This is a genomic window from Waddliaceae bacterium (assembly GCA_018694295.1).
Lineage (GTDB): Bacteria > Chlamydiota > Chlamydiia > Chlamydiales > JABHNK01 > JABHNK01.
Genome location: JABHNK010000048.1, coordinates 1 through 12,006 on the forward strand (window position 1 = coordinate 1; position 12,006 = coordinate 12,006).

At 45.4% G+C, this 12,006-nt stretch carries 11 protein-coding genes; 3 read left to right on the forward strand and 8 right to left on the reverse strand.

From position 1 onward, the window contains the following. Positions 1-250: 250 nt before the first annotated feature. Both HN980_04920 and HN980_04925 read right to left on the reverse strand, forming a co-directional pair. Complete coding sequence (locus HN980_04920) at positions 251-532, reverse strand: HPr family phosphocarrier protein (protein ID MBT6928816.1); 282 nt, start codon at positions 530-532, stop codon at positions 251-253. 46 nt (positions 533-578) lie between these two features. Then, positions 579-2,762: a mechanosensitive ion channel gene (locus HN980_04925; protein MBT6928817.1), complete on the reverse strand. Its 2,184-nt coding sequence runs from the start codon at positions 2,760-2,762 to the stop codon at positions 579-581. 193 nt (positions 2,763-2,955) lie between these two features. Here HN980_04925 and HN980_04930 point away from each other — a divergent pair, with 193 nt between their 5' ends. Beyond that, complete coding sequence (locus tag HN980_04930; GenBank protein MBT6928818.1) at positions 2,956-3,249, forward strand: co-chaperone GroES; 294 nt, start codon at positions 2,956-2,958, stop codon at positions 3,247-3,249. Positions 3,250-3,280: 31 nt separating this feature from the next. After that, positions 3,281-4,927, forward strand: a complete 1,647-nt coding sequence (gene groL / locus HN980_04935; GenBank protein MBT6928819.1) for a chaperonin GroEL — start codon at positions 3,281-3,283, stop codon at positions 4,925-4,927. A 94-nt stretch (positions 4,928-5,021) separates the two neighbouring features. Here groL and HN980_04940 read toward each other — a convergent pair whose 3' ends face one another. From HN980_04940 to HN980_04965, 6 genes are all read right to left on the reverse strand, one after another. Beyond that, positions 5,022-6,152, reverse strand: a complete 1,131-nt coding sequence (locus tag HN980_04940) for a glycosyltransferase family 1 protein (GenBank protein ID MBT6928820.1) — start codon at positions 6,150-6,152, stop codon at positions 5,022-5,024. Further along, positions 6,152-7,153 carry a GNAT family N-acetyltransferase gene (locus tag HN980_04945; GenBank protein MBT6928821.1) on the reverse strand — a complete coding sequence of 334 codons (1,002 nt, stop codon included), beginning with the start codon at positions 7,151-7,153 and terminating at the stop codon, positions 6,152-6,154. Before HN980_04945 ends, HN980_04940 begins: the two co-directional genes overlap by 1 nt. A gap of 269 nt (positions 7,154-7,422) precedes the next feature. Beyond that, positions 7,423-8,802 (reverse strand): NAD(P)(+) transhydrogenase (Re/Si-specific) subunit beta, encoded by a 1,380-nt coding sequence (locus HN980_04950; protein ID MBT6928822.1) that lies wholly within the window; start codon positions 8,800-8,802, stop codon positions 7,423-7,425. Next, complete coding sequence (locus HN980_04955; GenBank protein MBT6928823.1) at positions 8,802-9,104, reverse strand: NAD(P) transhydrogenase subunit alpha; 303 nt, start codon at positions 9,102-9,104, stop codon at positions 8,802-8,804. Before HN980_04955 ends, HN980_04950 begins: the two co-directional genes overlap by 1 nt. Positions 9,105-9,116: 12 nt before the next feature. Further along, positions 9,117-10,250: a Re/Si-specific NAD(P)(+) transhydrogenase subunit alpha gene (locus HN980_04960; GenBank protein ID MBT6928824.1), complete on the reverse strand. Its 1,134-nt coding sequence runs from the start codon at positions 10,248-10,250 to the stop codon at positions 9,117-9,119. 48 nt (positions 10,251-10,298) lie between these two features. After that, positions 10,299-11,210: a hypothetical protein gene (locus HN980_04965; GenBank protein MBT6928825.1), complete on the reverse strand. Its 912-nt coding sequence runs from the start codon at positions 11,208-11,210 to the stop codon at positions 10,299-10,301. A gap of 128 nt (positions 11,211-11,338) precedes the next feature. Between HN980_04965 and HN980_04970 the strand changes: the two genes are divergently transcribed. Further along, entirely contained in the window at positions 11,339-11,923 is a 585-nt protein-coding gene (locus HN980_04970; protein MBT6928826.1) for a DUF502 domain-containing protein, read from the forward strand. Positions 11,924-12,006: the final 83 nt, after the last annotated feature.

Genomic DNA, 12,006 nt, shown 5'->3' on the forward strand with positions numbered 1-12,006 from the left:
AGACCCCCAATCTCCCAAAAGACAAAAAATCCTCGGGGTTCTAGGGGTGAAACCCCTAGCCCAGCCGCTTTTCTCTCTGTGCCCTCTGTGTTCTCTGTGGTAGAAGGTCCTATTCTGAAATTCTTCTATCCGCTATTTATGAGCTCTATGGTAGAATCAACTGTTATCCCAAAATGGCATGTTTTGAACCGTGCCTCAATGTTCAATGTTCAATGTTCAATGTTCAATGAAATGCGGCATCGCAGCATTGTTAGTATGATATATAAAACTGGTGTTTTGCGAGGTCGAGGATCGCTTCGACAGCATTTTCGGCATCTATGCCTTCGGCTTCGACGCGGATTTTTGCTCCGCGAGCGGCAGAAAGTATCAACACTCCTAAGAGAGACTTAGCGTCAACGGTGAGATTACGGTTGGTGAGGCTTATATTAGCTTTGAAAGAAGAGGCACAGCGTACGAGTTCCGTCGAAGGTCGCGTATGCAGACCTTTGATGTTGGCGACAATAAAACTTGACTGCACAAGACAACTTACCACGGAAAATCCTCGTTGTTCTATAGATAGATAGATAATCCGGACGTTACTACTCGGGTGTTTTATCGACAAGTCTTTTTTTTACTGAGTCGGGAATTTCCTTGATATATAGGTCATGTTGTGAGAACGGCACTGTTATGTTATGTTCACGTAGTGATGTTTCTAACTCCCACATATACGCTGATTTAAAGGACCCTTGATTCCCTAAATTTTTGATATCGACCCATACGATGAGTTCGAATTTAAGAGCGCTATCGCCAAATTCTACGAACCACACATCCGGATCTTTAACACGTGGGTTATCTTTAATGGTTGCTGGGACGCGTCCTGCTGCTTCGAGTGCTGCTTCTTTTACGAGGTCTTTATCGGTGCCATATGCCACGCTGAATGGAATATGGATGCGCATAAACTTATTGTATAGCGTCCAGTTTATCACGTTATGTGTTACGACTTCGGCGTTAGGAACGATGATATCTGTGCCGTCGTAGGTATGTATTATTGTGTTATGGACATTTACGGCGATGACTTTCCCCCAGTCGCCCGATTCCAGTTTCACATAGTCTCCGACTTTTATACTCTTCTCGAAGAGAATGATGAGTCCGCTGAGGAAGTTATTGACTATCGACTGCAGTCCGAAACCGATACCTACACTTAATGCACCGAGTATTATTGCGAGGTTGCTGAAGTTCAGCCCTATCGATCCGAGGGCGATGAAGAAGCCTATTATCATAACGACGTAGTGCACGATTCTTTTGAGTGCATAGACGTTAGACTCTGAGATCCCCGAGCGTTTCTGTGTTACTTTCACTAGCATATGTCTGAATGCTTTTGATATAAAGTATGCTACTATCAATATCAAGAACATCATAAGGAACGATGCTGGTGTTACGGGGACTTCTTTGTTGATTTTGAATATCGTCAAAAACAGCCATTCGCGTACAACGCCGTTAACATCTTCTATCCACGAGCCGATATTACTGATAACGTTCTCGAAATATGACGAGTTTTTCTCTACGAAATAGTCAACCTGCTGAAGGACTACTTCTATGTTGTAGTTAAGAAGGTCGAGCTGTGCCATACGGGAAAACGTTCCCTGTATAAGTTCCAGCTGATCTTCGAAGATATCTTCTAGGACGTCCTTATCGCTTCCCTGTGTTTCGCGAAGTCCGGTAAACATCTGTCCGAAGATTATCTGTTCGTGAAGCGTCGCGTCCTGCCACTCTTCTAGTAAGATTTTGTTATTATCAAGGCGGATTCTATGTTCCTGAACATCTCTCTCGATATTTTCGAGGCTTCTTACGTCCTCGTGGGCATAGATATCAAGGAGGAGATATTTTGCATTGAGGAAGTCCAATGTCGATGCGCTAAGATGTTTTTCGATAAGTGCGTTTGTCACCTTACGCTGCTGACCTCTTTGCTTCAGACGTGAAATCTCATCGTTTCCGGAGAACATCATCGTCGAAGACTCCGCTTTTACAAGGGATTTTTCAGCGTTTTCAAGGCTCTTTTTTGCCAAGGCGATATCATCTTCAATATCTTTGAAGTCAACATCTTCGACATACAGGCGCCGCTGTGCGCTGTCGAGGACGCTATTAACATCTTCGAGGGCTTCTTTCTGGAAGTCAATACGATCTTTTAGATAGTCTGCTTCTTCTCTAAGAATTTGTAGTTCTGACCTTTGGACCATTATAGCGAATCCCAAGAATATCTTTTCGTGAGAAGGGTCTTCGTATCCTAGGTAGTCGAGGAAAAGCTTGTCGATACGCGAATTTATGTCGTCGGCTTTTCTTAGTTTCCTATTATAATCGGCGTCAAGGATTTTCAGGCTTCCTTTTTTGTTGACGATCTCCCTTGAAAGCTTAAGCTGTTCTTCGATGGTGTATGTTTCTTTAAGCACCAAAGACTCCACCGCCTGCCCGTTATCACGGCTACGAATCTCATGCAACGTAGTAAGGTTAGAAAGTATCGTCGATATCAACGATGAGATTCTCTCTCGCTTGTCCTCGTCAACAGCATCGCGTACAGAATACAATTCTCCCTTGAGATCAGATATCTTCTGTTTAAAGTCGGCTTCGGCGACATCGAAAGCAATCCACCAGTTTAGCGAAAGCGTCAATGGCGAAGGAATAATGACTTCTTCTTCAACGGGAACCTCGGCACACGACGACGAAAAAGGTGCTGAAATCCCTATGATTACTGTACAAAGAATAATGGCTCGCTTGAAAAACGTCATGGTATAGGCTCCTAAAATTTTAACTTTTCTTTCTCTTATATCGTCCTAAATTTTTAAATTGTCAAGAAAAAGCCTCAAAAACAATCTAGCACTCTTTTGTCTTTTCTGCTAAATTTCTTTGCTTAAAAAGCGAAGTTGTTATACGATCATCTTTTTCGAAATCAACTTGTAACTAATTTAAGGAGAGCTAAACATGAGCAAAAAACTACGACCATTGAGTGATCGAGTATTATTAAAGCGTCTTGAGTCGCAAGAGACTATGAAGGGAGGGATTATTCTTCCTGACAGCGCGAAAGAGCAGCAAGAGACTGCCGAAGTCGTTGCTATGGGTCCTGGCCGCAAGGACAAAAACGGCGCTATCATTGCCATGCCTGTAAGTATTGGCGACAAGGTTTTGACTGACAAGTATTCTTCTCAAGAGATTGTTATTGACGACGAGAAATATATCATTGTACGCGCTGACGACATCATCGCCATTGTAGAATAATCATAAACACCACTAAGGAGAACACAATACTATGACTGCTAAAGACATAAAATTCCAAGAAGAAGCTCGTCAGAGCATTTTGAAAGGCGTAAACACGCTTGCTAAGGCTGTAAAGGTGACATTAGGCCCTAAAGGGTTGAATGTAATCCTTGAGAAGTCTTATGGCGCGCCGCACATCACCAAAGACGGTGTCACTGTTGCTAAAGAGATAGAGCTTGAGGACAGACACGAGAATCTTGGTGCGCAGATGGTCAAAGAAGTTGCCAGCAAGACTGCTGACAAGGCCGGCGACGGAACAACTACTGCTACTGTTCTTGCCGAGGCGATATACACCGAAGGTCTTAAGAACATCGCTGCTGGCGCCAATCCTATGGAGCTGAAGCGCGGCATCGACAAATCTGTTAAGGTTGTCGTTGCCAAGCTCGAGAGTCTCAGTAAGCCTGTCAAGGACAAGAAAGAGCTCGCCCAGGTAGCAACTATTTCTGCTAACAACGATGAAGAGATCGGCAACATCATCGCCGATGCTATGGAGCGTGTAGGCAAAGACGGGACTATTACTGTCGAGGAAGCCAAAGGTTTCGAGACTACTCTTGACGTCGTCGAGGGAATGAATTTCGACAGGGGTTATCTTTCAGCGTATTTCATCACTAATGCCGAGAAGCAGGAAACTGTTTTCGACGATGCTTATATTCTTATCTGCGACAAGAAGATCACCAACATAAAAGACATGCTTCCCCTTCTGCAGGCTGTTGCAGAATCAGGAAAAGCTCTTCTTATCATCGCCGAAGACGTCGAAGGCGAAGCGCTAGCTACTCTCGTCGTCAACAGACTCCGCGGAGGTCTTAAGATTTGTGCCGTCAAAGCTCCTGGTTTCGGTGACAGACGCAAAGCCATGCTTCAGGACATCGCCGTCGTTACTGGCGCCGAAGTCATCAGCGAAGAGCTTGGCCATAAGCTCGAGAACACCACCCTCGAGATGCTAGGAAGCGCCAAGAAGGTCATCGTCAAGAAAGACGACACCACTATCGTCGAAGGCAAAGCTAAAAAGAAAGACGCTGTATCAGGACGTATCGCACAGATACGCGCTGAGATAAAAAATAGCACTTCCGACTACGACAAGGAGAAGCTCAAAGAGCGTCTCGCTAAGCTTGCCGGTGGCGTTGCTGTTATAAGCGTTGGTGCTGCTACAGAGATAGAGATGAAAGAGAAGAAAGACCGCGTAGAAGATGCCCAGCATGCTACTGCTGCTGCCTACGAAGAAGGTATCCTTCCTGGTGGAGGCGCTGCTCTAGTGCGTTGTATCGCCAGCGTCAAGAAGATCGCCGAAGGCCTCGACGGCGACCAGAAGACTGGCGCCCTAATCATCGCCAAGGCCCTAAGCGCTCCGCTTAAGCAGATCGCCGAAAACGCCGGAATGGAAGGCGCTATCATCCTAAAAGACGTCGAAGACCACAAAGGCAACTACGGCTACGACGCTCTACGCGATAAATTCTGCGATATGATAGAGACAGGGATTCTCGACCCGAAAAAGGTCGTACGATGCGCCCTGGAGAACGCCGCTTCAATAGCAAGCCTTCTAATAACAACAGAAGCTACTATCGTCGACGTCCCAGAAGCAAAAGAATCCGCTCCAGCAATGCCAGCAGGTATGGGCGGCGGCATGGGAGGAATGTATTAGTCATTGAACATTGAATATTGAACAATGAACAATAAAAAAGGCCTCTGGCGAAATCGTCAGAGGCCTTTTTTTGTTGCTTTTGCTTCCGTCATCATCAGTTAAGAAACCCTGACTCTAACAGCTTTGCGGCTCTGTTTTTCCATGTATGGTGTTTTTTTGCATATTCTTGCATTATAGCGCGCTCTTCAAAAGAATCTGCGCTGTCAGCAACAAGGGCTTCAACGCGTTCTGGTAATTGTTTTAGATCCTTCCATTTAAACGTATTTATCATCGGGATACTTTCCAGATATGGATTATAATCCGTCAGCACACATGCGCCATTGAGCATAGCAGAAAAAATACGCTCGTGAGTGCCTTCGGGATAGAAACTCAGATCGAGAACGAGCTTTGAACGATTCATTAACGACAAGACGTCTTTGAATGGCACAGCATCGTGAATGCGGTGGTTTACGAAGAGATCATCAGGCCAGTTATCTCCATAAATATCTACAGTGACGCCGGCATCGTCGAGGATTTTAAGAGCTCTAAGTCTCTTGATATTACGGATGACAAAGTCTGAGATATTTAATCCTGTGCGGCATTCTAGCAACAGCATTCCCGCGTTATCCATTGTTATCTTTTTTTCTTCGGCATATTTTAGGAACATTTCATCCAAGGCCTGGGCATCGTCATCGAGGTTGGCCTGTACGATATCCTCGAAGATTTTCTGTAGAACGGGGTTTTTAGCACCTTGAAGCTTCTGTTTCGCCTCTTCTTCCGATCCTATATATGTTCCTGCGAACAAGATATCGATATCTTTGTCACAGCATAAGTTTTCCTCGCCAAGGCTTCCTGCGTGTGGGAGGTGCAACGTCTTCATCCTTGGAAGGACCCTTTTCAGGCACCGTATATGTGAAAGGTCTAAACATGTTACCGTACAGTTTTCAATGTCTTTGAAGCGATCATAATGATAAAAAGGGTGGTCGACCAAAAGAGCTATAAATGGGACGTCAAACAGATCATACACCGACGCCCCGTTGCGTGTTAATGCTCCGATTGCGTTGAAGCTGATAACGGCATCGCAGGAATCCGATAATAATGATATTATGGTATTTTCTTCTTTCTTTAAGATATCGACAACAACAGCATCTTTTCCTAGGGCGATAAATCCTTCACACAGTTCTTCTGCGAACATATTGACGACGTCATATTGAAAGCCACCTTTATAAATAACTATTTTTCCCACTAGTAATTCCTCTTAACATTCTGCTCAAAAATATATAGGTGTGTTGGGAGGTTATAATACACGACTTCTTTAACGAATGTCATCCCTGTTTTTTCTGCGACGCGTACGGACTCTTTATTTGTCGGCTCGATATAAGAGTTTATCACCACTCCTGGCAGCTTCTCTGATATATATTTCAGACACTCTTTAACACTTTCTGTGGCGTATCCCTTTCCCCAGAACTCCGAGAAAAATCGATACCCGAAATCTGTCTTAAGCTCGCCATCTTCTTCTTCCCACCAAAGCCCACAAAATCCCATCCATTCTCCTGTTTTCTTCATGATGACTGAGCATGCTGCAAAGCCGTACTTTTCGTCGTTTTCGATCATCGTCTTAAGAATTTCCTTGGAACGCTCTAAAGAATAGATGCCCTTGAGAGAATACTTCATAACTACGGGGTCGGCAAAAAGCTTTGCCATCGACTCAAGATCGCCCTGAGATATTTTTCTCAGCAACAGCCTTTCCGTCTCGGCGATATTTTCTTTTTTATCAAGCTTTTTCTCAATCATTCGAATTTTATCAACATCTTTCTCCCTTCCTAAAACCTTATAAGCCTCAGTAATATCCTCCAAATAAGGTACAGGAACTTTAAAATCATCAATCTCTACAAAAGTATTAAGGTTATGGGCGTGCTTAAAAGATACCCATTCACCAGCCACATTATACTCTAAATCGCCCATTACCTCAACATCGACACCCTCTATCTTGAATTTCCCCAGATACGACCCGAACATATTGCTCTCGCTGTACTTTACAGGGCTAATTACGAATTCCTTTAGAAGCTCATTTGCTTTCTTTGCGCCATCCACATCTGTTTTTATATCAAGATCGTTAGGCTCTATATCAATACCATGTAAAGTAAGACTGGCACTGCCTATCAGAACCCAATTAATCTCTTTTAACTTTTCTACCAATATCTTTAATGCTTTCTTTTGATTGTCACTTATTTTTTTATTATTCATTAATATTACTCCCAGTGAATTTAGCCAACAGCCTGTTGGCTCTTTGATAAGTATGCTATGTCCCAAGTAATTTGTGCAACAACCTGTTTCACAATTTTAAAATTAACATATCTCATTGCCATCGCAATTGTGATGGTGATGACGGCAGCAAAGAAAAGAGCAAAGGCGAGACGCCTTTGCTCTTTTCTTTGTCGTCTACCCGGGGAGTCCAGAGGCGGACACCGCCTTTGGCGCGGGATTGTTAAGGGTGTGCGTAGCACCCTTGACCCTTAACTTTTGAATTCGGCGATGAGGGCTGTGAGGGTATCTTTTGCGTCGCCGAAGAGCATGCGGGTGTTTTCTGCGAGGAATAGCGGATTTTCGATGCCGGCGAAGCCTTTGCCGCGGCCGCGTTTCAGTGCGAACACTGTTTTTGCGTAGTCGGCGTTGACTATTGGCATGCCATATATTGGGCTTGTTTCGTCTGTTCGTGCTGCGGGGTTAACGGTATCGTTGGCTCCTACGACGATACATACGTCTACGGTGTTCATTATTGGGTTGATATCTTCCATCTCGACGAGCTGGTCGTAAGGGACGTTAGCTTCGGCGAGGAGGACGTTCATATGTCCTGGCATACGCCCTGCGACGGGGTGTATGGCGTATTTCACGTCAGCGCCGTTTTTCTCTAGGACGTCGCCTAGTTCTTTTACGGCGTGTTGTGCTTGTGCTACGGCGAGGCCGTATCCTGGTGTTATGACGACGGATTCTGCTGCTTCGAGGACGTAGTATGCATCTTGTGGTGATGTTGCCTTCATCTCCCCTTCGAATTCTTTCCCTCCTGTCGTTATCGCTCCGAAGCCTCCGAAGAGTACGTTTGCTAGAGATCGGTTCATCGCCTTACACATTATCATGGAGAGTATTATCCCGCTGGCACCTACTAGCGACCCTGCGACGATAAGGAGCATATTGTTTATGACGAACCCTGCTGCGCATGCTGCTAGTCCTGAGTAGCTATTAAGAAGGGCTATAACTACTGGCATATCGGCGCCGCCGATAGGTATTACGGCGAGGACACCGAGGACTAGGGCTATCGATACTATTACTATGAAGAAGGTATAGCTTATTGGCGCTGCTGGGTATGCCGAGAAATACCATCCTAGTGCGATAGCGGCGAGGAGCAGTACGGCGTTGAATATTTTCTGTCCGGGGAACAGCACTGGGCGGTCTTTTATCCATTTAACGCCTTTCAGCTTAGCCCATGCTATTATACTTCCTGTGAAGGTAAGACCTCCGATGAGTACTGCGAGGAAAACTGTTGCGGCGTCTAGTGTTGAGACGTTGACATCGGCGTGGTACGACGACCATCCTAGCAGAAGACTTGCTAATCCTCCCGAGCCGTTTAGCAGCGCTACCATCTCCGGCATTGCCGTCATTTTTACACGTAGGGCTATTGGTATTCCTATAATGGTTCCTATTGCCAGTCCTATTAATATCCATTCTAAAGATATGACGTCTTGGTCCCACAGTGTTACGACGACGGCTGTAAGCATTCCTATTGCGGAGATGAGGTTGCCACGACGTGCTGTTGCTGGCGAGCTAAGGAGTTTTATTCCGAAGATAAAGCAGAGCGCGCAGAAAAGATATACGAAGTTTATTATTACAGGGTTCATTATTTTTCACCTTCCACTTTTTTCTTTTTGAACATTGCGAGCATCCTATTTGTCACGAGGTATCCTCCTACGACGTTTATCGTCCCGAAGACTACGGCGAGAAACCCTAGTGCTGTACTTACCGGCCCTGCCTCAATTCCTGTGGCGACGAGGGCTCCTACGAGGACGATGCCCGATATGGCATTAGACCCTGACATCAGCGGCGTATGCAGGATAGCTGGGACCTTTCTTATAAGCTCGAAACCGAGACATATAGAGATAAACAAGATAAAACAAAGGTATACGAGGGCATTAATTTCCATGTGTAGGGTCCTCTATTTATTAAGGTTTTTTATTGTTTCGTTGACGACAGCACCATCGTGGGTGATAAGGCATCCTTTGACGATATCGTTGTCGGTATCGAGGGCGAAGATTTTGGTTTCTTCGTCCCACAGCTCCTCGAGGAGGTTGTATATATTGCTTGAGAACATCTCGCTGGCATGTCTAGGCACTCTTCCTGGGAGGTTGCCGTATCCTATGATCTTTACGCCGTCGACGTCGACGATTTTGTCTACTTCCGACCCTTCGACGTTTCCACCGCTTTCTACTGCCATATCTATTATCACTGACCCTGGCTTCATCATCGTCACCATCTCGTTAGTCATTATCCGCGGGGCTTTCCTTCCGAAGAGCTGTGCTGTCGTTATTACGATGTCGGATTTGGCACAGACCTTAGCAATCCCCTGCCTTTGTATCTCTAGCTGTTCTGGTGTCAGTGCTTTTGCATAGCCGTCTTTGTCTTGTCCTGTCTCTCCTAGGTCGATTTTTATAAATTTTCCTCCTAGGGACTTCACTTCTTCTTCGACGACTGCTCTTGTGTCGAAAGCTTCGACTCGTGCGCCCAAGCGCTTAGCCGTTGCTATCGCCTGCAGGCCTGCTACGCCGGCGCCTATGATGAAGATTTTCGCCGGTGACAGTGTCCCTGCTGGTGTCATCATCATCGGGAATATGCTATCGAAGTTCTCTGCGGCGAGGATCACTGCGACGTATCCTGCTAGTGATGCTTGGGAGCTTATGGCGTCCATTTTCTGTGCTATCGTCGTCCGCGGTATCATCTCCATACTTATCGCGCTGATGCCGGCTTCGGCAAAGGCGTCGATGAGCGAGCTTTCGTTGAAAGGGTCTAGGTAGCTGACATGTATGCTGCCACTCTTCATAGCGGCGACCTCTTTCTGTGGAGGCTTCCTAAGGCGTATGACGATATCACCTTCGGCGAGGAGCTTCTTCTTATCGGCGACGACCTCTGCGCCGGCTTCGCGATACATCGCGTCGGTACAGTTAACGGTAGTGCCTATCCCCTCTTCGACGAGGACGGTGATACCTTTGTCGACGAGCTTGCCAACGGTGGCGGGCATCATCGCAATTCTATTTTCGCCATCGTGGCGTTCTTTTACTACTGCTATTTTCATATTATTACCTTTTATAATCTACGTACTCTTTATGATAACGTATAAGTGTCAATTCGTGAAAAGTTTTTTGTCGGAAATCGGTACGGCATTATTAACAAAGGCTCCTAGATATGACAGTGGATATGTCATAGCTTTGGGGATGTCAATCCTGTTGTATCTAAGCATCCTTTTCTTCTGCCTTCCTTGGAAGTGCACTGTAAATGCCCGCTCCTTCTTTCCGGACTTTTTCTTCTTGAAATATGGTATCATCATACCATTCTCTACGCTCCAGAATATTTTCTTATGATTTCTTCTGGAAACATACCCTTCTGCAGCGTTGATGTTATGGTCCAAGACCCCACCGATATCAAGGGTGGCATCATCGACAGCGGTATCAGCGTCGGCGACATATTCTACCAATGACGACATATCACTCAAAAACGCCGGCGTCTTGCTTTTTTCCATGATATCGCGCTTATTTTGTATATATCCGTCGTCGGAAAACGTCTTTATAATATAGTCGAGAAGAGGTTGCAGGCTTCCGTTGATAAAAGCGCTATGTCCTGAATTCTCTGAGATGGTAAGACTCCAGTCTCCTAGCTTCGACACTATGCTATCGAAATCTGTGAACAGCATACAGTCGGAGTCGAGGTGCATCGCCTGTGTTATTCCTTGCTGTTTCATCGCTGATTCCACATAAAACCACCGTGAGAAGCAGAACCTTTCGTATTCTACGCTATTGCCGGAGACGTGCTTATATACTTCACAGAAACGTCGATGTTCTGGAGTTTCGAGGTCGGCTATCTTCAGTGGCACAACGTCTAATGCTGCCAATGCTTTTCCTGGGAGGCTGTCTACTTCGTCGATGATAAGGAATATCGGCACTTTAGGGTTGAAAGCTCTGGCGCTCTCGAAAGCATTTAATAGATATCGCGGTACTGGCATCCTATGTACAAAAAATATAGCTTGTTGTTTTTTCATGACATCCTCCTGTTATGGAATACAAAGACGATACTATCTATGTTAGATTTCCTCAAGATTTTTTTCTGTTGCTTCGCAAGGGCATTATCCGTATATTTAAATTTTTATAATGCATTCAGGAGAGAAGCATGGGAAAAATTTTTACACGCGGCCTTATCGCCATAGCACCAATAGTTATCACAATAGCAGCGATAACATGGATGTATAAGATGATGGAAACGGCCTTCGCCGGATTCATAATACATTTCATCGGAGCAGAATACTACTTCAATGGCCTTGGCATCATCGTCGCCCTTATCGCCATCTTCATCATAGGCATCATCGTCAATACCATCATCATACAAAAAGTATACTCCTGGGGCGAAGGACTACTTAAGCGTATACCCCTCGTCAAGACGCTATACAACTCCATCTACGACATTATGAGTTTCTTCCGTACGGCAAAGGCCAGCGAAGAAAGCCGTGTCGTCATGGTAGAAGTCATGGGAACGCGCCTTATAGGGATAGTAACAAGAGAGACTTTCGAAGATCTTTCGTGGGAAAAAGATGGCGTCAACACCGACGAAGAAATCGCTGTCTTCCTACCTCTAAGCTACCAGATCGGCGGCTTCACAGTCCTGATTCCACGGTCACAGGTGAAACCCGTCGATATGACAATGGAAGAAGGTCTACGCTTTTCAATGACGGCATGGGTGCCGGGGAAGAATCAGTGACCAGTGACCAGTTACCAGTTACCAGTTACCAGTTACCAGTTACCAGTTACCAGTTACCAGTTACCAGTTACCAGCTCAAAAAC

Coding starts and splice junctions, on each gene's coding strand:
- HN980_04930 (MBT6928818.1), top strand. CDS start 2,956: ATGAGCAAAAAACTACGACCATTGAGTGATCGAGTATTATTAAAGCGT.
- HN980_04965 (MBT6928825.1), bottom strand. CDS start 11,210: ATGAAAAAACAACAAGCTATATTTTTTGTACATAGGATGCCAGTACCG.
- HN980_04960 (MBT6928824.1), bottom strand. CDS start 10,250: ATGAAAATAGCAGTAGTAAAAGAACGCCACGATGGCGAAAATAGAATT.
- HN980_04950 (MBT6928822.1), bottom strand. CDS start 8,802: ATGAACCCTGTAATAATAAACTTCGTATATCTTTTCTGCGCGCTCTGC.
- HN980_04945 (MBT6928821.1), bottom strand. CDS start 7,153: ATGAATAATAAAAAAATAAGTGACAATCAAAAGAAAGCATTAAAGATA.
- groL (MBT6928819.1), top strand. CDS start 3,281: ATGACTGCTAAAGACATAAAATTCCAAGAAGAAGCTCGTCAGAGCATT.
- HN980_04925 (MBT6928817.1), bottom strand. CDS start 2,762: ATGACGTTTTTCAAGCGAGCCATTATTCTTTGTACAGTAATCATAGGG.
- HN980_04955 (MBT6928823.1), bottom strand. CDS start 9,104: ATGGAAATTAATGCCCTCGTATACCTTTGTTTTATCTTGTTTATCTCT.
- HN980_04970 (MBT6928826.1), top strand. CDS start 11,339: ATGGGAAAAATTTTTACACGCGGCCTTATCGCCATAGCACCAATAGTT.